20 protein-coding genes are annotated in these 20607 nt (G+C 60.2%); 13 read left to right on the top strand and 7 right to left on the bottom strand.

The window, feature by feature from the left end; translation table 11 throughout:
* Positions 1-205: 205 nt before the first annotated feature.
* From petA to BFP92_RS02640, 6 genes are all read left to right on the top strand, one after another.
* Positions 206-802 (top strand): ubiquinol-cytochrome c reductase iron-sulfur subunit, encoded by a 597-nt coding sequence (gene petA, locus BFP92_RS02665; protein WP_003216040.1) that lies wholly within the window; start codon positions 206-208, stop codon positions 800-802.
* Entirely contained in the window at positions 802-2013 is a 1212-nt protein-coding gene (locus tag BFP92_RS02660; protein ID WP_017138268.1) for a cytochrome b, read from the top strand. The genes petA and BFP92_RS02660 overlap by 1 nt, the downstream gene beginning before the upstream one ends.
* Positions 2013-2792, top strand: a complete 780-nt coding sequence (locus BFP92_RS02655; RefSeq protein ID WP_017138267.1) for a cytochrome c1 — start codon at positions 2013-2015, stop codon at positions 2790-2792. Before BFP92_RS02660 ends, BFP92_RS02655 begins: the two co-directional genes overlap by 1 nt.
* A gap of 147 nt (positions 2793-2939) precedes the next feature.
* Entirely contained in the window at positions 2940-3557 is a 618-nt protein-coding gene (locus BFP92_RS02650) for a glutathione S-transferase N-terminal domain-containing protein (protein ID WP_065911577.1), read from the top strand.
* A gap of 17 nt (positions 3558-3574) precedes the next feature.
* Positions 3575-3994: a ClpXP protease specificity-enhancing factor gene (locus BFP92_RS02645; protein WP_065911576.1), complete on the top strand. Its 420-nt coding sequence runs from the start codon at positions 3575-3577 to the stop codon at positions 3992-3994.
* A 158-nt stretch (positions 3995-4152) separates the two neighbouring features.
* Positions 4153-4902, top strand: a complete 750-nt coding sequence (locus BFP92_RS02640) for a FadR/GntR family transcriptional regulator (protein WP_038844908.1) — start codon at positions 4153-4155, stop codon at positions 4900-4902.
* Between the two features lie 127 nt (positions 4903-5029).
* Here BFP92_RS02640 and BFP92_RS02635 read toward each other — a convergent pair whose 3' ends face one another.
* Entirely contained in the window at positions 5030-6187 is a 1158-nt protein-coding gene (locus BFP92_RS02635) for a phospholipase (protein ID WP_065911575.1), read from the bottom strand.
* A gap of 236 nt (positions 6188-6423) precedes the next feature.
* Here BFP92_RS02635 and kdgD point away from each other — a divergent pair, with 236 nt between their 5' ends.
* The 5 genes from kdgD to BFP92_RS02610 all read left to right on the top strand — a co-directional run bounded on the left by kdgD (position 6424) and on the right by BFP92_RS02610 (position 13010).
* Positions 6424-7335: a 5-dehydro-4-deoxyglucarate dehydratase gene (gene kdgD / locus BFP92_RS02630; RefSeq protein ID WP_017138261.1), complete on the top strand. Its 912-nt coding sequence runs from the start codon at positions 6424-6426 to the stop codon at positions 7333-7335.
* A gap of 54 nt (positions 7336-7389) precedes the next feature.
* Positions 7390-8835, top strand: a complete 1446-nt coding sequence (locus BFP92_RS02625; protein ID WP_065911573.1) for an aldehyde dehydrogenase family protein — start codon at positions 7390-7392, stop codon at positions 8833-8835.
* Between the two features lie 124 nt (positions 8836-8959).
* A complete protein-coding gene (locus BFP92_RS02620; RefSeq protein ID WP_056859043.1) occupies positions 8960-10324 on the top strand; it encodes an MFS transporter in 1365 nt (454 codons plus the stop codon).
* An 11-nt stretch (positions 10325-10335) separates the two neighbouring features.
* Positions 10336-11889 carry a galactarate dehydratase gene (gene garD, locus BFP92_RS02615; protein WP_065911571.1) on the top strand — a complete coding sequence of 518 codons (1554 nt, stop codon included), beginning with the start codon at positions 10336-10338 and terminating at the stop codon, positions 11887-11889.
* A gap of 179 nt (positions 11890-12068) precedes the next feature.
* Complete coding sequence (locus BFP92_RS02610) at positions 12069-13010, top strand: AEC family transporter (protein WP_017138257.1); 942 nt, start codon at positions 12069-12071, stop codon at positions 13008-13010.
* A gap of 41 nt (positions 13011-13051) precedes the next feature.
* Here the strand turns inward: BFP92_RS02610 and BFP92_RS02605 are convergent, their stop codons facing one another.
* The 6 genes from BFP92_RS02605 to gatC all read right to left on the bottom strand — a co-directional run bounded on the left by BFP92_RS02605 (position 13052) and on the right by gatC (position 18246).
* Positions 13052-13432: a carboxymuconolactone decarboxylase family protein gene (locus tag BFP92_RS02605; protein WP_065911569.1), complete on the bottom strand. Its 381-nt coding sequence runs from the start codon at positions 13430-13432 to the stop codon at positions 13052-13054.
* Entirely contained in the window at positions 13429-14475 is a 1047-nt protein-coding gene (locus BFP92_RS02600) for a calcium/sodium antiporter (RefSeq protein ID WP_074854412.1), read from the bottom strand. Before BFP92_RS02600 ends, BFP92_RS02605 begins: the two co-directional genes overlap by 4 nt.
* 56 nt (positions 14476-14531) lie before the next feature.
* Complete coding sequence (locus tag BFP92_RS02595) at positions 14532-14903, bottom strand: septal ring lytic transglycosylase RlpA family protein (RefSeq protein ID WP_065911567.1); 372 nt, start codon at positions 14901-14903, stop codon at positions 14532-14534.
* Positions 14904-15034: 131 nt separating this feature from the next.
* Positions 15035-16480, bottom strand: coding sequence for an Asp-tRNA(Asn)/Glu-tRNA(Gln) amidotransferase subunit GatB (gene gatB / locus BFP92_RS02590; RefSeq protein ID WP_065911566.1), 1446 nt, complete (start codon positions 16478-16480; stop codon positions 15035-15037).
* Positions 16481-16490: 10 nt separating this feature from the next.
* Positions 16491-17942 carry an Asp-tRNA(Asn)/Glu-tRNA(Gln) amidotransferase subunit GatA gene (gene gatA, locus BFP92_RS02585; protein WP_065911562.1) on the bottom strand — a complete coding sequence of 484 codons (1452 nt, stop codon included), beginning with the start codon at positions 17940-17942 and terminating at the stop codon, positions 16491-16493.
* 16 nt (positions 17943-17958) lie between these two features.
* Positions 17959-18246 (bottom strand): Asp-tRNA(Asn)/Glu-tRNA(Gln) amidotransferase subunit GatC, encoded by a 288-nt coding sequence (gatC, locus tag BFP92_RS02580; protein ID WP_003188556.1) that lies wholly within the window; start codon positions 18244-18246, stop codon positions 17959-17961.
* Positions 18247-18456: 210 nt separating this feature from the next.
* Between gatC and mreB the strand changes: the two genes are divergently transcribed.
* Both mreB and mreC read left to right on the top strand, forming a co-directional pair.
* Positions 18457-19494: a rod shape-determining protein MreB gene (gene mreB / locus BFP92_RS02575; RefSeq protein ID WP_002555108.1), complete on the top strand. Its 1038-nt coding sequence runs from the start codon at positions 18457-18459 to the stop codon at positions 19492-19494.
* 138 nt (positions 19495-19632) lie between these two features.
* A partial coding sequence (gene mreC / locus BFP92_RS02570; RefSeq protein WP_083221686.1) for a rod shape-determining protein MreC occupies positions 19633-20607 on the top strand: 975 nt, incomplete at its 3' end.

Raw genomic sequence — 20607 nt, 5'->3', positions numbered from 1 at the left:
TGCGATTTATGCATAAATTTCGCCGTGACAACTTGCCACATCCGTAGACCCCCTATACTACAAGGCCTGGAGGCTGAGCCCAGGGCAATTCCCTTGTCATACGTGGGGCTTTTCATTACCATCCGACAAAATTTTTATAAGTAAAGATTCAACACTTAGTAGACGCCTGATTTAACAGGCCAAAAAGCTGATGGGAGAGGACTGAATGAGCAATGACGGCGTGAATGCAGGCCGGCGTCGCTTCTTGGTAGCAGCCACATCCGTGGTGGGTGCTGCAGGAGCGGTGGGGGCTGCGGTCCCGTTCGTGGGGTCATGGTTTCCCAGTGCCAAGGCGAAAGCCGCAGGTGCACCGGTGAAGGTGAATGTCAGCAAGATCGACCCAGGCCAGCAGATGATTGCTGAGTGGCGCGGTCAGCCGGTCTTCATCGTTCGTCGTACTGAGGAGATCCTGGGGAATCTGAAGAAAATCGAAGGTCAGCTGTCTGACCCCGACTCTAAGAACTCCGACCAGCCCGCCTACGTCGATAAGGAAATCCGTTCGATCAAGCCAGAGATCCTGCTGCTGATCGGTATCTGCACCCACTTGGGTTGCTCGCCTACCTTCCGCCCGGAAGTTGCTCCTGCCGACCTTGGCAAGGATTGGGTCGGTGGCTACTTCTGCCCTTGCCACGGCTCCCATTACGACCTCGCCGGTCGCGTCTACAAGTCACAACCCGCACCACTGAACCTGCCAGTGCCGCCACATCACTACGAGACTGACAGTGTCATTGTCATTGGCGTCGACGAGGGGGAGAAAGCCTGATGAGCAAGTTCATGGATTGGGTGGATGCGCGTTTCCCCGCCACTAAAATGTGGGAAGACCATCTCAGCAAATATTACGCGCCAAAAAACTTCAACTTCTTCTACTTCTTCGGCTCGCTGGCCTTGCTGGTGCTGGTCAACCAGATCGTCACCGGTGTGTGGCTGACGATGAGCTACACGCCGTCGGCGGAAGAGGCGTTCGCCTCCGTCGAATACATCATGCGTGACGTCGAGTACGGCTCGATCCTGCGTCTGTTGCACTCCACCGGCGCATCAGCGTTCTTCATCGTCGTGTATATGCACATGTTCCGTGGCCTGCTCTACGGTTCGTACCAGAAGCCACGCGAGCTGGTGTGGGTGTTTGGCATGCTGATCTACCTGGCGCTGATGGCCGAGGCCTTCATGGGCTACCTGCTGCCGTGGGGCCAGATGTCGTACTGGGGCGCCCAGGTGATCATCTCGCTGTTTGGTGCTATCCCGGTGATCGGCAACGACCTGACCCAGTGGATTCGTGGTGACTACCTGATCTCCGGCATCACTCTGAACCGCTTCTTTGCGTTGCATGTCGTTGCATTGCCTATCGTGATTCTGGGCCTGGTAGTACTGCACATCCTGGCGCTGCACGAAGTGGGTTCCAACAACCCCGATGGCGTGGACATCAAAAAGCACAAAGACGAAAACGGCATCCCGCTGGATGGCATTCCATTCCATCCGTACTACACCGTCAAAGACATCGTCGGCGTAGTGGTTTTCCTGTTCATCTTCTGCTCGATCGTGTTCTTTTTCCCGGAGATGGGCGGTTATTTCCTCGAGAAGCCTAACTTCGAACAGGCCAACGCTTTCAAGACGCCTGAGCACATTGCGCCGGTCTGGTACTTCACGCCGTTCTACGCGATCTTGCGGGCGATCCCCGACAAGCTCATGGGCGTAATGGCCATGGGCGCGTCGATTGCGCTGCTGTTCGTACTGCCGTGGCTCGACCGCAGCCCGGTCAAGTCGATGCGCTACAAAGGCTGGCTGAGCAAGATCTGGCTGTGGGTGTTCTGCATTGCATTCGTGATCCTGGGCGTATTGGGCGTATTGGCGCCGACCCCTGAGCGCACGCTGCTGTCGCAGGTCTGCACCTTCCTGTACTTCGCCTACTTCATTCTGATGCCGTTCTACACCCGGCTCGAGAAGACCAAACCGGTTCCGGAAAGGGTGACTGGCTGATGAAAAAGTTATTCGTTGCTTTGATCCTTGCGGCGCTGCCGCTACTGTCCTTCGCGGCCGAGCACGGCGCGGAGCTGGAAAAAGTCGATATCGACGTGTCCGACAAGGCCGCCATGCAAGATGGCCTGCGTACGTTCACCAACTACTGCATGGGCTGCCACAGCGCCAAGTTCCAGCGGTACGAGCGGGTTGCCGATGACCTCGGCATCCCCCATGACGTGATGCTCAGCCATGCGGTGTTCACCGGTGCGAAGATCGGCGACCACATGAATATCGGCATGCAGCCGGCAGATGCCAAGGCCTGGTTCGGCGCTGCGCCGCCCGACCTGACCCTGGTGGCGCGTGTGCGCGGTACCGATTGGCTGTATGGCTACCTCAAATCCTTCTACGAAGACCCGGCGCGCCCTTACGGCGTGAACAACAAAGTCTTCCCGAACGTCGGTATGCCTAACGTTCTGGTCGGCCTGCAGGGTCGCCAAGTGGTAGGATGCAAGCAGGTTCAGGTCGTTGAAGACGGCAAGAAGCAATATGATCCGCTGACCGGCACGCCTCTGACACACGAAGCGTGCGATCAACTGACCATCGTGCCCAAGACCGGTACGCTGAACGAAGAGCAGTTCGACGAGAAGGTCAAGAATCTGGTGACCTTCCTGGCCTACTCGGCCAACCCGGTCAAATTGCAGCATCAGCGCATCGGTACGTATGTGTTGCTGTACCTGGCCTTCTTCTTCGTGTTCGCTTATCTGCTTAAACGCGAATACTGGAAGGATGTGCATTGATCCAACCGTAAGCAATTGCTGTTAATCTTGCGCGCCCAGCGGCATCTCAACACGTAGCGGTCTGGTTGAACCAGGCACTACAGGGATGCTCTCTGGGCGCGCTCGTTTTTGAGCTTTCCATAATTTCAACAAGCGAGGAGGACCGCCATGGGCGTGACCAATCGGTTGGCCTGTTACTCCGACCCCGCCGACCACTATTCCCACCGAGTACGCATCGTGCTCGCAGAGAAGGGTGTCAGCGCCGAGATCATCAGTGTGGAGGTAGGTCGTCATCCGCCGAAACTGATCGAAGTGAACCCTTACGGCAGCTTGCCCACCCTGGTCGATCGTGACCTGGCGTTGTGGGAGTCAACCGTGGTGATGGAATACCTGGATGAGCGTTACCCGCATCCGCCTTTGCTGCCGGTGTATCCGGTGGCGCGTGCCAACAGCCGCCTGCTGATCCATCGGATCCAGCGTGACTGGTGCGGGCTGGTGGATGTGATCCTGGATACACGCAGTAAAGAAGCCGTTCGTGTGCAAGCGCGCAAGGAATTGCGCGAGAGCCTGACCGGCGTTTCGCCGCTGTTCGCCGACAAGCCTTTTTTCCTCAGTGAGGAACAAAGCTTGGTGGATTGCTGCCTATTACCCATACTCTGGCGCTTGCCGATCCTGGGCATTGAACTGCCACGGCCGGCCAAGCCGTTGCTTGATTACATGGAGCGCCAGTTTGCGCGTGAGGCTTTCCAGGCGAGTCTGTCTGGTGTCGAACGCGACATGCGCTAAGGCTTAAGGAGCCGCTGATGAACTCCAGTCGACCCTATTTGGTCCGCGCGCTCTATGAGTGGATTGTGGACAACGATTGCACCCCGCACATGCTGGTCAACTCTGAATTTCCCAAGGTTGACGTGCCGCAGGGTTTTGCCAGTGACGGGCAGATCGTACTGAACGTTTCGCCAAGTGCTGTGCGCCACCTGCACATGGACAATGAAGCCGTCAGCTTCGAAGGGCGTTTTGGCGGCGTGCCGCATACGCTGTTCGTGCCGATTGGTGCCATCCTCGGGATCTATGCCCGGGAAAATGGCCAGGGCATGGTGTTTGATCTGGAGTCGCCTTTCGAGGATGACGAAGCGATCGAAGGCGAAGACGGTGATGATGTACCGCCACCAGACGCCGAGCCGCCGCGTCCAAGCGGTCGGCCGAGCCTGAAAGTGGTGAAGTAAGCGGCGTTCACCTTCGTGTGAGCCCTGAAAATGCCTCGGCCTGTGCCGGGGCATTTTTTTGCGTAAAGGATATGGATGAAAGTCGTGTCAGAACGGTGATCGTACAACCGCCATGGGCTATGATGCGGGCTCAAGTTCGCCGAGAAAGATCATTCGTCATGGAAAACGCCAACACCGCCCCTCGTCTTCCCCGCAAGCGCCGCAGCCTTGCCCAGGAATTGGTCACGGTGTTGTCCGAGCAGATCCGTGACGGCCAGCTCAAACGCGGCGACAAGTTGCCCACCGAGTCGGCCATCATGGAAGCCCATGGGGTCAGCCGCACCGTGGTGCGTGAGGCCATCTCGCGCTTGCAGGCGGCGGGCCAAGTGGAAACTCGCCACGGTATCGGCACCTTTGTGCTGGACACACCCAGCCCGAGCGGTTTCCGGATCGACCCGGCCACGGTAGTAACGCTGCGTGATGTGCTGGCGATTCTGGAGTTGCGTATCAGCCTGGAAGTGGAATCCGCCGGCCTTGCCGCGTTGCGCCGCAGTGACGAACAATTGGCCGCGATGCGCGCAGCCCTCGATGCGTTGAATGAAAGCGCGGCCCACGCAGGGGACGCGGTGGCGTCAGACTTCGCGTTCCACCTGGAAATCGCGCTGTCCACCGGCAACCGCTACTTCACCGACATCATGACCCACCTGGGTACCAGCATCATTCCGCGTACCCGCCTGAATTCGGCGCGCCTGGCCCATGATGATCAGCAGCACTACATGGGCCGCCTGAGCCGCGAACACGAAGAGATTTATGAGGCGATTGCCCGCCAGGATTCGGACGCGGCGCGCGCAGCCATGCGCCTGCATTTGACCAACAGCCGTGAGCGGCTGCGCCATGCCCATGAAGAGGCGCAGGCGCAGCGCGGTTAACCGGACAACCGAGCGGTGTCGGGAGTAAATCGATCCAAGTGTGGGAGCGGGCTTAACTGAAAAAACGCCTTCGCGAGCAAGCCCGCTCCCACATTTTGACCTCTTTGGCCTGGAGTTTTGTGTTTACTTAATTGGCCGGTTGGTTGGGCTTGTAGTCCTTGAGCAGCAGGTAAGTGCTCCAACCCCACCAATCATTGGTCCAGTGCTTGTCGTTCAGGTCATTCACGTCCTTGCGGCGCAGCACCTTGTCACCCTCCATCTTGAACAGCGGCGAAAAGTTGTTCGCCGGGTTCTGCGCAGCATTCAGGTCCGGCACATATAACGGTGCCTTGAAGCTGGCCGGGGAGGGCGCGATACCGCTGATAAAGGTCTCGAAGATCTCATCGGCCGACGCCTGTACCGCACGTTTGACCATGGCCCGATTGTCCGCGTCGATCGCATCGAAGTAGCGCTTGTCCCCATAGGCGTGCCATTGATCACCTTTGGCATTGCGTACCTTGAGCCCGAACTTGCTGTCTTCGTCGTGCATGAAGCGGCTGATCAGCGAGCCCAATTCTCCGGGTGTGACCACCGCCGCCAATTGCTTGCGCGGCACGCGCAGGTGGCCAGCTGAAAACAGATCGGTCAAAAAGTGATCGGCAAAGCTGTTCATTGCATACGCCAGTTCCAGTGCCTGGTCGGTGCCGGTCTGGTGCGCGATGACCGCCTGTTGCAGCGCCGCCGTATGGCCGGCCAGGTACGCCGACAGCGCCCATTCGCCAAAGTGGTCGGCGTTGTCTGCGGCCAGCTTCAAGTAACGCCCCAGTGGAATCAGCGCCGAAACCGCACTGCCGCCGCCGGTGATGCGGTTCCATTCCTCGGACAACGTATCACCCAGCGCGTCATAGGCTTCATGGGGTTGTTTGCCGTCACGGATTGCCTGGTTGACTGCGTTGATTTCCTTTTGCATGACCGCGAGGATTTTCCCGGCTTCTTCACGCGAGGCCGGCAGCACCGCCAGCGAGTTGAAGGCGGCGGTAAAGCGTTGCACACGCTCGGTCGGGGAGGCGCCTTCGCTGATGGCCTGGCCGGGAATGCCATAGAAGTCGCCGCCCAGGGCGATTACCTGGCCGTAGGTCAGCGCCAGGCCGTTGGGCAGGTGCAGTTCAACGTGTCGCGCAGGGATCGCCGGGGCCTCCTTGACGAAACGCAGCAGCGTGTCATCGCCGATGGCAGTGTGTTCACCGCCTTCAAAACGTAGGGTGGGTGGTGTTTTTTCGGGGGCTGCGAGTTCAAGACCTGACATGTTAGCTCCTTGCTATGTCGTAGGAATCTTCCGTAATAACTGTATGTATATACAGTTGTTCGGAGCATAGAGGAATAATTTCCTACGTCAAGAAGCTGCGTTTAAACACGTGGTTACGAATGAAGCCGGATGAATTGCTGTTGACGAATCTTTTTATAGTTGTACGATGACGTACGACATCACCAAAACCAACAACAACCTTTCGACAGAAAGTCTTCATCCAGGGTGTTCGAATAATGAATCCACAAGAACTGAAGTCCATCCTCTCCCACGGTCTGCTGTCTTTTCCGGTAACCGATTTCAATGCCCAGGGTGACTTCCACCAGGCGGGCTACATCAAGCGTCTGGAATGGCTGGCCCCTTACGGCGCCACCGCCTTGTTCGCCGCCGGCGGCACCGGTGAGTTTTTCTCCCTGGCCGCCAGCGAATATTCCCAAGTGGTGAAGACTGCTGTTGATACCTGCGCCACCAGCGTGCCGATTCTGGCCGGTGTCGGCGGTTCGACCCGCCAGGCCATCGAATACGCCCAGGAAGCCGAGCGCCTTGGCGCCAAAGGCTTGCTGCTGCTGCCGCACTACCTGACCGAAGCCAGCCAGGACGGCGTCGCCGCCCACGTTGAGGCCGTGTGCAAGTCGGTCAAGATCGGCGTAGTGGTCTACAACCGCAACGTTTGCCGCCTGACTGCGCCCTTGCTCGAACGCCTGGCCGAACGCTGCCCGAACCTGATCGGCTACAAAGACGGCCTGGGCGATATCGAGCTGATGGTGTCGATCCGCCGCCGTCTCGGCGACCGTTTCAGCTACCTCGGCGGCCTGCCGACTGCAGAGGTTTACGCCGCAGCCTACAAGGCCCTGGGCGTGCCGGTGTACTCCTCGGCGGTGTTCAACTTCATCCCGAAAACCGCGATGGACTTCTACCACGCGATTGCCCAGGACGATCACGCCACTGTTGCCAAGATTATCGACAACTTCTTCCTGCCTTACCTCGATATCCGCAACCGTAAAGCCGGTTACGCGGTGAGCATCGTCAAGGCCGGCGCCAAGATTGCTGGTTACGACGCAGGCCCGGTGCGTACGCCACTGACCGACCTGCTGCCGGAAGAATACGAAGCCCTGGCCGCGCTGATCGACAAGCAAGGTCCGCAGTAACTTATCCACAAGGCCGCTGAGCAATCAGCGGCCTTTTGCGTCAGGAGAGAATGTGTGTCCCAAGCCAAACGTTTTGAAAACTACATCAACGGCGAGTGGGTGGCCGGTGCCGACTACTGCAACAACATCAACCCGTCGGAGTTGTCCGATGTCATTGGCGAATACGCCAAGGCTGACGTAGCCCAAGTCAACGCTGCTATCGATGCCGCCCGCGCCGCGTTCCCGGGCTGGTCCACATCCGGCATCCAGGCGCGCCACGATGCACTGGATAAAGTCGGCAGCGAAATCCTCGCCCGCCGCGAAGAGCTCGGCACTTTGCTGGCCCGTGAAGAGGGCAAGACCCTGCCCGAAGCCATCGGCGAAGTGACCCGCGCCGGTAACATCTTCAAATTCTTCGCCGGCGAATGCCTGCGCTTGTCTGGCGATTACGTGCCTTCGGTGCGCCCGGGCGTGAACGTGGAAGTCACCCGCGAAGCCCTCGGTGTGGTCGGCCTGATCACGCCGTGGAACTTCCCGATTGCCATTCCCGCGTGGAAAATCGCCCCGGCCCTGGCCTACGGCAACTGTGTGGTGATCAAACCGGCCGAACTGGTGCCGGGCTGCGCCTGGGCCTTGGCCGAGATCATTTCCCGCGCCGGTTTCCCGGCCGGTGTGTTCAACCTGGTGATGGGCAGCGGCCGTGTGGTCGGCGATGTGTTGGTCAACAGCCCGAAAGTCGACGGCATCAGCTTTACCGGTTCGGTGGGCGTGGGCCGGCAGATCGCGGTCAGCTGCGTGTCGCGCCAGGCCAAAGTGCAGTTGGAGATGGGCGGTAAGAACCCGCAGATCATCCTCGATGACGCCGACCTCAAGCAGGCCGTCGAACTGTCGGTACAGAGCGCGTTCTACTCCACCGGCCAGCGTTGCACGGCCTCCAGCCGTTTGATCGTCACTGCCGGTATCCACGACCGGTTCGTCGCAGCCATGGCCGAGCGCATGAAGTCGATCAAAGTCGGCCACGCGCTCAAAAGCGGCACTGACATTGGCCCGGTGGTCTCCCAGGCCCAGTTGGACCAGGACATGAAGTACATCGACATCGGCCAAAGCGAAGGCGCGCGGCTGGTCAGCGGTGGCGGCCTGGTGACCTGTGACACCGAAGGCTACTACCTGGCGCCGACGCTGTTTGCCGACAGCGAAGCCGCCATGCGTATCAGCCGTGAAGAGATCTTCGGCCCGGTGGCCAACGTGGTGCGTGTCGCCGATTACGAGGCGGCGCTGGCCATGGCCAATGACACCGAGTTCGGCCTGTCGGCGGGCATCGCCACCACCTCGCTCAAATACGCCAACCACTTCAAACGTCACTCCCAGGCCGGGATGGTGATGGTCAACCTGCCGACCGCCGGCGTGGATTATCACGTGCCGTTCGGTGGCCGCAAGGGTTCGTCCTATGGTTCGCGTGAGCAAGGTCGCTATGCGCAAGAGTTCTACACAGTGGTGAAAACCAGCTACATCGGGTCGTAGGAAATGGCCCGGTAGGCACCGGCTTATGTGGGAGCAGGCAAGCCAGCTCCCACACAAAGCGGTTCCTGCACTTAAAACAGAAATGATTACCCGCAAAAAAAATAATTAGTGGGAGTACTTCTTCATGCAAGCGACCAAGCCGACTCACGTCCGCTATTTGATCCTGCTCATGCTGTTTCTGGTGACCACGATCAACTACGCCGACCGAGCCACTATCGCCATCGCCGGCTCCAGCCTGCAAAAAGACCTCGGCATTGACGCGGTCACCCTCGGTTACATCTTCTCTGCATTCGGTTGGGCCTACGTGGCCGGGCAAATTCCCGGTGGCTGGCTGCTGGACCGGTTCGGCTCGAAAAAAATCTATGCGCTGAGCATTTTCACCTGGTCGCTGTTCACCGTGCTGCAAGGCTATGTGGGTGAATTTGGGGTCTCCACCGCGATTGTGGCGCTGTTCATGCTGCGCTTTTTGGTGGGCCTGGCTGAGGCGCCTTCGTTTCCCGGAAACGCCCGTATTGTGGCGGCGTGGTTTCCTACGGCTGAACGCGGCACAGCGTCGGCGATTTTCAACTCGGCGCAGTACTTCGCCACGGTGCTGTTTGCACCGCTGATGGGCTGGATCGTCTACACCTTCGGCTGGCAGCACGTGTTTATTGTGATGGGCGGCATCGGCATCCTGTTCTCGCTGATCTGGCTCAAACTTATCCACAGCCCGCGCCAGCATCCGATGATCAACGAGGCCGAGTTCAACCACATCGCGGCCAACGGTGCGATGGTCGACATGGACCAGGACAAAACCAAAGGCCAGAAAACCGACGGGCCGAAGTGGGACTACATCCGCCAACTGCTCACCAACCGCATGATGCTCGGCGTGTACCTGGGCCAGTACTGCATCAATGGCATCACCTATTTTTTCCTGACCTGGTTTCCGGTGTACCTGGTTCAAGAGCGCGGCATGACCATCCTCAAGGCGGGTTTCATTGCCTCGTTGCCGGCGATCTGCGGCTTTATCGGCGGCGTACTCGGCGGCGTGATTTCCGACTACCTGCTGCGCAAAGGCCATTCGCTGACTTTTGCGCGCAAGGCGCCGATCATTGCCGGCTTGTTGGTCTCCAGCAGTATCATCGCGTGTAACTACGTTGACGTTGAATGGATGGTGGTGGGCTTCATGGCTTTGGCCTTCTTCGGCAAAGGCGTTGGCGCACTGGGTTGGGCGGTGGTGTCCGACACCTCACCGAAACAAATCGCCGGGCTCAGTGGCGGCTTGTTCAATATGTTCGGCAACCTGGCGTCCATCAGCACGCCGATCGTGATTGGTTACATCATCGCCACCACCGGCTCGTTCAAATGGGCCTTGGTGTTCGTCGGCGCCAACGCGCTGCTGGCGGTGTTCAGCTATTTGGTGATTGTCGGCCCGATCAAGCGCGTGGTGCTCAAAGAGCCGCCAAGCAAAGGGCCGGAACTGACTAACCTTACCCAAGCGCACTCCTGAGGGGCGATGTAATGCAGTTGATTGAACATGCCGACTCGCCGCGCTCGATCCGTTTGCACGCGCGCGATAACGTGGTGATCGTGGTGAACGACCAGGGCGTGCCGGCCGGCACCGAGTTTCCGGACGGCCTGGTCACCGTGGATTTCATTCCGCAGAGCCATAAGGTCACCCTGGAAGACATCCCCGAAGGCGGTGAGATTATTCGCTACGGCCAGACCATCGGCTACGCGCTGGCGCCGATTCCGCGCGGCAGTTGGGTGCAGGAAGACCAGTTGCGCATGCCCACTGCGCCGCCGCTGGACAGCTTGCCGCTGTCGACCGAGGTGCCTGCCACCCAGGCGCCGTTGGAAGGCTTCACGTTTGAGGGTTACCGCAACGCCGACGGCACCGTCGGCACGCGCAATATCCTTGGCATTACCACCACGGTGCAGTGCGTCACCGGTGTGCTGGACCATGCGGTCAAGCGCATCAAGGACGAGTTGCTGCCCAAGTACCCGCACGTTGACGACGTGGTGGCGCTGACCCACAGCTACGGCTGTGGCGTGGCCATCACTGCCACCGATGCCTATATTCCGATTCGCACCGTGCGCAACCTGGCGCGCAATCCCAACCTGGGCGGCGAAGCGCTGGTGATCAGCCTGGGCTGCGAGAAGTTGCAGGCCGGGCAGGTGATGCACGACAACGACAGTTCCGTCGACCTCAGTGAGCCTTGGCTGTACCGCTTGCAGGACTCCAGCCACGGGTTTACCGAAATGATCGAGCAGATCATGGCGCTGGCCGAAACCCGCTTGAAGAAACTCGACCAGCGCCGCCGGGAAACCGTGCCGGCGTCCGAGTTGATCCTGGGCATGCAATGCGGCGGCAGTGATGCGTTTTCCGGTATCACCGCCAACCCGGCGTTGGGCTATGCCTCGGATTTGCTGTTGCGCGCCGGGGCGACGGTGATGTTTTCCGAAGTCACGGAAGTACGCGATGCCATCTACCTGCTGACGTCGCGCGCCGAGAACAAGGAAGTTGCCCAGGAACTCGTCAGGGAAATGGACTGGTACGACCGTTACCTGGCCAAGGGTGAGGCGGATCGCAGCGCCAACACCACGCCGGGTAACAAGAAGGGCGGGTTGTCGAACATTGTCGAGAAGTCCCTGGGCTCCATCGTCAAATCGGGCAGCAGCGCGATCAATGGCGTGCTTGGCCCGGGTGAGCGGTTCAAGGGCAAGGGCCTGATCTTTTGCGCCACGCCGGCCAGCGACTTTGTGTGTGGCACCCTGCAACTGGCGGCCGGGATGAACCTGCATGTGTTCACCACCGGGCGTGGTACGCCGTATGGGCTGGCGATGGCGCCGGTGGTGAAGGTGTCGACACGCACGGAATTGGCGCAGCGCTGGCCGGACTTGATTGATATCGACGCCGGGCGCATCGCCACCGGGCGCGCGAGCATCGAGGAGTTGGGCTGGGAGCTGTTCCACTTCTACCTGGAGGTGGCCAGCGGCAAGAAACAGACGTGGGCGGAGCAACATAAGCTGCATAACGACATCACCCTGTTCAACCCTGCACCCATTACCTGAGACCGACGACTGATCGTTCCCACGCTCTGCGTGGGAATGCCTCTTTGGACGCTCTGCGTCCGCTGTGAATGGGACGCGGAGCGTCCTGGGCTGCATTCCCACGCAGAGCGTGGGAACGATCCAGGTGAATCTGGCTTATCATTAGCCACCTGACGACACCCACCAAGGTTTTCCCCGGCATGCTGGCTATCTTCCTCACCACCCTGACCATCACCGCGCCGGTGTTTGCCATGCTGTTTTTGGGGGTGCTGCTCAAGCGCATCAACTGGATCAACGACAACTTCATCCACGTTGCATCGTCGCTGGTGTTCAACGTCACCATGCCGGCGCTGCTGTTTCTCGGCATCCTCCACGCCGACCTGCATTCGGCGCTCAAGCCCGGTTTGCTGATCTACTTTGCCGTCGCCACGCTGCTGAGCTTTGCCCTGGCCTGGGGCTGGGCGATCTTTCGCTGCCCGCGTGAAGACCGTGGCATTTATGCCCAGGGCGCGTTTCGCGGCAATAACGGCGTGATCGGCCTGGCGCTGGCGGCCAGCATGTACGGCGACTACGGCATCTCCCTGGGCGCGATTCTCGCGGCGCTGGTGATTCTGTTTTACAACACGCTGTCGACCATCGTGCTGGCGGTGTACAGCCCGGTGATCAAGTCCGACCCGTGGAGCATCTTCAAAAGCGTGATAGCCAACCCGCTGATCATCAGCGTGATCGTCGCTGCGCCGTTCGCGATCTTCAAGATCGGCTTGCCGGGCTGGTTGGAGTCATCCGGGCAGTACCTGGCGGACATGACTTTGCCGCTGGCACTGATCTGCATTGGCGGCACCTTGTCATTGGCGGCCTTGCGCAAAAGCGGCAGCATGGCCTTGAGTGCCAGCCTGGTGAAGATGATCGGCCTGCCGCTATTCGCGACGCTGGGCGCGTGGCTGCTGGGCTTTCGCGGGCCGGAGTTGGGGATTTTGTTCCTGTATTTCGGTGCGCCGACGGCGGCGGCGAGTTTTGTCATGGCCAGGGCTGCCGAGGGTAACCATGAATTGGCGGCGGCGATTATTGTGATCACCACCTTGATGGCGGCGGTGACCACCAATATCGGGATTTTTGTGTTGCAGGCGGGTGGGTGGATCTAAGGTTTGTGGTGTGCTTGCCTGCGATGGCTATCTAACAGTCACTACCGGTCTGCCTGATACGCCTCAATCACTTCCTGCGCCGCCCGAAACGCATCAATCGCCGCCGGCACACCCGCATACACCGCGCAATGCAGCAGCGCTTCGCGAATCTCTTCCACCGTGCAGCCATTGTTCAGTGCGCCGCGCACGTGGCCCTTGAGTTCCTGTGGGCACTTGAGTGCGGTCAGGGCCGCGAGGGTGATCAGGCTGCGGGTCTTCAAGGGCAAGCCTTCGCGATTCCACACGCTGCCCCAGGCATGTTCGTTGACAAAATCCTGCAGCGGCTGGGTGAATTCGGTGGCGTTGCCCAGGGCGCGATCGACGAACACGTCGCCCATTACCTGGCGACGCATCTCAACTCCGGGCTTTTTCGGATCGGTCATTGCGCTTCCCTCTTGTGTTGGCGGCGCCAGGCGCGCAGCGTGCTGAGTAGCAGAAACGCCACCAGCGCCGGCAGGACGTAATACAGCATCAGTTTTTCAAGCCGGGTAGCCAGGGGCATGCCGAACGTGAACGAGACCACATGCAACGCGTACACCAGGTACAGGCCCAGCAATACCAGGCCTTCGGCGCGGGTGACCCGGTAACCGGTGTAGAACACCGGCAGGCACAGCGCCACCACGGCGAGCATCACCGGCAAGTCGAAATCGAGGGCGTTGGGCGATACCGACAGCGGTGACGGCGCTACCAATGCAGTAAACCCCAACACACCGAGCAGGTTGAACAGGCTGCTGCCGATCACATTGCCCACAGCAATCTCGCGCTCGCCGCGCACGGCGGCAATCAATGAGGTGGCCAGGCACGGTAACGAAGTGCCGACGCCGATCAAGGTCAGGCCAACGATGCGTTCCGACAAGCCCAGGTCGCTCGCCACGTCCACCGCCGCGCCCAGCAGCAAGTGCCCGGCCAGCACCAGAATCAGCAGCCCGCCGAGCATCAGCAACACGCTGCTCAACCACGGCGCCCTGGCCACGGTGTCCAGCGTGCGCGGGCGCCGGGAATGGCGGGTCTGGTAATGCAGCACACCCAGGTAGGCCACCAGCGCCGCGAGCAGTACCAGCCCGTCAGCGGGCGTCAGCTCTTCATTGGCCGACAGGGTAAACACCAGCAGCGCGGCGCAAATCATCACCGGGATGTCCAGGCGCACCAGTTGCCGCGATACCCGCAGCGGGATGATCAACGCAGACAGGCCCAGGGTGACGAGGATGTTGAAAATGCTGCTGCCGATCACGCTGCCCACGGCGATATCGGTATTGCCGGCCAGGGTGGCTTGCAGGCTGACGGTCATCTGCGGCGCGCTGCTGCCGAAGGCGACGATGCTCAAGCCGATGATCAGCGGCCGCACCTTGAGGCTGGCCGCCAGGCGCACGGCGGCGCGCACCAGGATTTCGGCGCCGAGGATCAGCAGCAGCAGGCCGCTGACCAATTCGAGCAGGCTGAAGGGCGAGAGGGCGGTGAGTGCGGAAATAGCCAAGGCTCCTGTCAGTTGCTCAGCGCTTGCACGCGAACCCGCGCGGTGCCACGGCCCAGCATACCGAGCTGCTCAGCCGCTTTGCGGGAAACATCGATCAGGCGACCACGGGTGTGCGGCCCGCGATCATTCACACGCAGCACCACGGATCTGTTGTTGTCGAGATTGGTCACCTTGACCCGCGTGCCGAAGGGCAAGCGCCGATGGGCGGCGGTCAGGGCGTTTTGGTTGAAGGGTTCACCGCTGGCGGTTTTATTGCCATGGTGCTTGGCGCCGTAATAGGAGGCGGTGCCGGTTTCGTCGTAGCCGTTGGGGTCGATGAGGCCGCTGGCGCAACCGGCCAGCAGAGAGAACAGGGCCAGGAGGCCGAGTAGACGCTTCATGTTCAACAACCCCCCAATTGATCGTTCCCACGCTCTGCGTGGGAATGCAGCCCGTGACGCTGCGCGTCACAAAAGCGGACGCGGGGCGTCCAGTGAGGCGTTCCCACGCGGAGCGTGGGAACGATCAAGTGTCAGCCTTCGAGCTTGCTTTTGAGCAGTTCGTTCACCTGTTGCGGGTTGGCTTTGCCTTTGGAGGCTTTCATCGCCTGGCCGACAAAGAAGCCGAACATCTTGCCGCGCTTGGCTTCGTCTGCCCCACGGTATTGTTCAACTTGCTCGGCATTGGCGGCGAGCATCTCATCGAGCACGGCCGAAATAGCGCCGCTGTCGGTGACTTGCTTGAGGCCACGCTTCTCGATGATGTCGTCGGCGCTGCCTTCGCCTGCGGCCATCGCTTCAAACACGGTCTTGGCGATTTTGCCGGAGATGGTGTTGTCCTTGATGCGCAGCAGCATGCCGCCCAACTGCTCGGCGGTCACCGGGGCTTCGTCGATCTCCAGGCCCTGTTTGTTCAACAGGCTGCCCAGCTCAACCATCACCCAGTTGGCCGCCAGCTTGGCGTCGCCGGCAATGCTCACGACTTTTTCGAAGTAGTCGGCTTGTTCACGGCTGGAGGCCAGTACGCTGGCATCGTAGACCGACAGGCCGAACTGTTCCTGGAAACGCTCGCGTTTTTGCGGCGGCAATTCCGGCAGGGTGGCACGCACGTCATTCAGGAACGAGTCTTCGATGATCACCGGCAACAGGTCCGGGTCGGGGAAGTAACGGTAGTCGTTGGCTTCCTCTTTGCTGCGCATGGCGCGGGTTTCGTCTTTGTTCGGGTCATACAGGCGCGTTTGCTGGATCACCTTGCCGCCGTCTTCGATCAGCTCGATCTGGCGACGCACTTCGGTGTTGATCGCCTTCTCGATGAAACGGAACGAGTTGACGTTCTTGATCTCGCAGCGTGTGCCGTACTCGGCCTGGCCTTTTGGCCGTACCGACACGTTGCAGTCGCAACGCAGCGAGCCTTCGGCCATGTTGCCGTCGCAGATACCCAGGTAACGCACCAGCGCATGGATAGTCTTGACGTAAGCCACGGCTTCCTTGGCGCTGCGCATGTCCGGCTCGGAGACGATCTCCAGCAGCGGCGTGCCGGCGCGGTTCAGGTCGATGCCGGTGGCGCCGTTGAATTCTTCATGCAGGCTCTTGCCGGCATCTTCTTCCAGGTGCGCACGGGTCACGCCGACACGCTTGATGGTGCCGTCTTCCAGGGGGATGTCCAGGTAGCCCTTGCCGACGATCGGCAATTCCATCTGGCTGATCTGGTAGCCCTTGGGCAGGTCCGGGTAGAAGTAGTTTTTGCGCGCAAACACGTTGTGTTGGCCGATCTCGGCGTCAATCGCCAGGCCGAACATCACCGCCATGCGCACCGCTTCCTCGTTCAGCACCGGCAGTACGCCGGGCATGCCCAGGTCTACCAGGCTGGCCTGGGTATTGGGTTCTGCGCCGAACGTGGTGGCGCTACCGGAGAAAATCTTCGATTGGGTGGCGAGCTGGGTATGAATCTCCAGCCCGATCACAACTTCCCATTGCATAGTGTTCTCCTCAGAAGCCGGTAGGGGTGCGAGTGTGCCAGTCGGTGTTCAACTGGTACTGGTGCGCCACATTGAGCAGGCGGCCTTCCTGGAAATACGGGGCGAGCAATTGCACGCCGACCGGCAGGCCATCGACGAAACCTGCGGGCATGGACAAGCCCGGCAAGCCCGCGAGGTTGGCGGTGATGGTGTAGAGGTCTTCCAGGTACTCGGCGATCGGGTCGCCGGTCTTGGCGCCGATCTTCCAGGCCGGGTTAGGCGTGGTCGGGCCGAGGATCACGTCGACTTCTTCAAAGGCGGCCATGAAGTCGTTCTTGATCAGGCGGCGGATCTTTTGCGCCTTGAGGTAGTACGCGTCGTAGTAACCGGCGGACAGTGCGTAGGCACCGACCATGATCCGGCGTTGCACTTCGGCGCCGAAGCCTTCGCCACGGGAGCGTTTGTACAGGTCGGTGAGGTCTTTCGGGTTTTCGCAGCGGTAGCCGAAACGCACGCCGTCGAAACGCGACAGGTTCGAGGAGGCTTCTGCCGGCGCGATCACGTAGTACGCAGGAATCGCGTGCTGGTTGTTCGGCAGGCTGATTTCCTTGATCACGGCGCCGAGCTTTTCCAGCTCTTTGATGCTGTTGTGCACCAATTCGGCGATACGCGGGTCGAGACCGGCACTGAAATACTCTTTCGGCACGCCGATACGCAGGCCTTTAAGCGAGGTATTAAGGCTGGCGCTGTAGTCCGGCACCGGCTCATCGATGCTGGTGGAGTCCTGTTTATCGAACCCGGCCATACCTTGTAACAATATTGCGCAGTCTTCTGCCGTGCGTGCCAGCGGGCCGCCCTGATCGAGGCTGGAGGCGTAGGCAATCATGCCCCAGCGGGAAACGCGACCGTAGGTCGGCTTCAAACCGGTGAGGTTGGTGAAGGCTGCGGGCTGGCGGATCGAGCCGCCGGTGTCGGTGGCGGTCGCGGCCGGCAGGAAGCGCGCAGCAACGGCGGCAGCCGAACCGCCCGATGAACCGCCGGGCACGTGTTCCAGGTTCCACGGGTTTTTAACTGCGCCGTAGTAGCTCGACTCGTTGGCCGAACCCATGGCGAATTCGTCCATGTTGGTCTTGCCCAGAGTCACGGCCCCGGCGGCAGCCAGCTTGGACACCACGGTGGCGTCGTAGGGCGCCTTGAAGTTATCGAGCATCTTCGAGCCGCAGCTGGTGCGAATGCCCTGGGTGCAGAACAGGTCTTTGTGGGCGATCGGTGCGCCCAGCAGTGCGCCGTTTTCACCGTTGGCGCGACGTGCGTCGGCGGCCTTGGCCTGGCTCAGGGCCAGCTCCTCGGTGAGGCTGATAAAGCTGTTGACCTTGGGGTCCAGCGCGGCGATACGCGCCAGCAGGGTCTGGGTCAGCTCTTCGGAAGAAAACTTTTTATCGGCGAGACCGCGGGCGATCTCGGCCAGAGTCATGTGATGCATGAAAGGCTCTTTCCCTTTAGTCGATGACTTTCGGAACCAGGTACAGGCCGTTTTCGACCGCTGGCGCGATGGACTGGTAGGCCTCGCGATTATTTCGCTCGGTCACAACGTCTGCGCGCAGGCGCTGGCTGGCTTCCAGCGGGTGAGCCAGGGGCTCGATGCCGTCAGTATTCACGGCCTGCATTTGGTCGACCAGCCCGAGAATGCTGTTCAGGGCTGCGGTGGTCTGTGGAAGATCGGCGTCATTCAGGCCAAGCGAGGCCAGATGCGCGATTTTTTCCACGTCGGAGCGTTCAAGCGCCATGGGTTTCTCCAGTGGAAAACAGAACGGAGGGCATCCGTGTGTTAGATTGTCGGAACACTACCGCATTTCTACGGTCATAAGGCCGCGATTGTGGGGGTTGGTGCACAGAAAGTCGGCCAATTTAGCACATTGGCGCCTTGCCCAAAATCCCTGTCGTTGTTAGAGTTTGCCGCACTTTTTTACCCACGCGTTGCCTAGGGTCCTTTCCCCATGTTCAAGAAACTGCGTGGCATGTTTTCCAGCGATCTTTCCATTGACCTGGGCACTGCCAACACCCTTATTTACGTGCGCGAGCGCGGTATCGTTCTGAATGAGCCATCGGTTGTGGCCATTCGGACCCATGGTAATCAGAAAAGTGTCGTTGCCGTAGGCACCGAGGCCAAGCGCATGCTCGGCCGTACACCAGGCAATATTGCTGCCATTCGTCCGATGAAAGACGGCGTGATCGCCGACTTCAGCGTCTGCGAAAAGATGCTGCAGTACTTCATCAACAAAGTTCACGAAAACAGTTTTCTGCAGCCCAGCCCTCGTGTGCTGATCTGCGTTCCGTGCAAGTCCACCCAGGTGGAGCGTCGAGCCATCCGTGAATCGGCCCTTGGCGCCGGTGCCCGCGAAGTGTTCCTGATCGAAGAGCCTATGGCTGCCGCAATCGGCGCCGGCCTGCCGGTTGAGGAAGCGCGCGGTTCGATGGTGGTGGATATCGGTGGTGGTACTACCGAGATCGCCCTGATTTCCCTGAACGGTGTGGTGTATGCCGAATCCGTGCGTGTAGGCGGCGACCGTTTCGACGAAGCGATCATCACGTATGTGCGTCGTAACTACGGCAGCCTGATCGGCGAATCTACCGCTGAGCGCATCAAGCAGGAAATCGGCACCGCTTACCCGGGCGGCGAAGTTCGCGAAGTGGATGTTCGCGGTCGCAACCTGGCCGAAGGCGTTCCACGTGCCTTCACCCTGAACTCCAATGAAGTGCTGGAAGCTCTGCAAGAGTCCCTGGCCACCATCGTTCAGGCTGTGAAAAGCGCTCTGGAGCAATCGCCGCCGGAACTGGCTTCCGATATCGCCGAGCGTGGCCTGGTGCTGACCGGTGGTGGCGCCTTGCTGCGCGACCTCGACAAGCTGCTGGCCCAGGAAACCGGCCTGCCGGTGATAGTCGCCGAAGACCCGCTGACCTGCGTTGCCCGTGGCGGTGGTCGTGCACTGGAAATGATGGATAAACACACCATGGACCTGCTCTCCAGCGAATAAGATCGTTGGTTGCACCATGCTTCGCCCGCAGGCAGCACTTTGCAGTGCTGCCTGTTGGCGTTTATCTTCTTCAATCTGCATCCAGGCCGGTTTGATGCCGTATGAATAAAGAGAACATTTGCCTGGGAGGAGCGGCTTATTAAACCGCTTTTCGCCAAAGGCCCCTCATTGGGCGTGCGCTTATTGGTGCTGGTCGTGCTTTCGGTCGCGCTGATGGTGGTCGATGCCCGTTTTGCACTGCTCAAGCCCGTGCGTAGCCAGATGTCGCTGGTGTTGATGCAGACTTACTGGATCACCGACCTGCCGCAGCGTCTCTACCAGGGTGTGGCCAGCCAATTCGGCAGCCGTACCGAGCTGGTCGCCGAGAACGAAAAACTCAAGACTGAAAACCTGCTGTTGCAGGGGCGCATGCAAAAGCTCGCGGCCCTCACCGAGCAGAACGTTCGGCTGCGCGAGTTGCTCAATTCTTCGGCACTGGTCAACGAGAAGGTCGAAGTGGCCGAGTTGATCGGCATGGACCCCAACCCCTTTACCCACCGTATCATCATCAACAAGGGTGAACGCGACGGTGTCGTGCTGGGCCAGCCGGTGCTCGATGCCCGAGGCCTGATGGGCCAGGTAGTGGAGCTTATGCCCTACACCTCGCGGGTATTGTTGCTGACGGACACCACCCACAGCATTCCGGTACAGGTCAACCGTAACGGCCTTCGCGCCATTGCCAGCGGCACCGGTAACCCGGAACGCCTGGAATTGCGGCATGTGGCCGACACCGCCGACATCAAGGAAGGCGACCTGCTGGTCAGCTCCGGTTTGGGCCAGCGCTTCCCGGCGGGTTACCCGGTGGCGACGGTCAAGGAAGTGATCCACGATTCCGGCCAGCCGTTTGCCATTGTGCGTGCAGTTCCGACCGCTGCCTTGAACCGCAGCCGCTACCTGCTGCTGGTGTTCAGCGACAACCGCACCCCGGAAGAGCGCGTCAACGACGCCGCTCAAGCCCAGGAAGCGGAAGACAAGCAGAACGGTACAACGCCGATCGTTCCCGCAACGGTGCCCAAGCCAGCCTTTGTTGGGCCGCCTGCACCGGTGGCAACTCCGGCAGCGCCGGTGGCGACG

Source organism: Pseudomonas sp. 58 R 3 (genome assembly GCF_900006605.1).
Classification (GTDB): Bacteria; Pseudomonadota; Gammaproteobacteria; order Pseudomonadales; family Pseudomonadaceae; genus Aquipseudomonas; species Aquipseudomonas salomonii.
The sequence above is the reverse complement of the archived record's forward strand: the minus strand, read 5'-3'. Positions and strand labels throughout refer to the sequence as shown.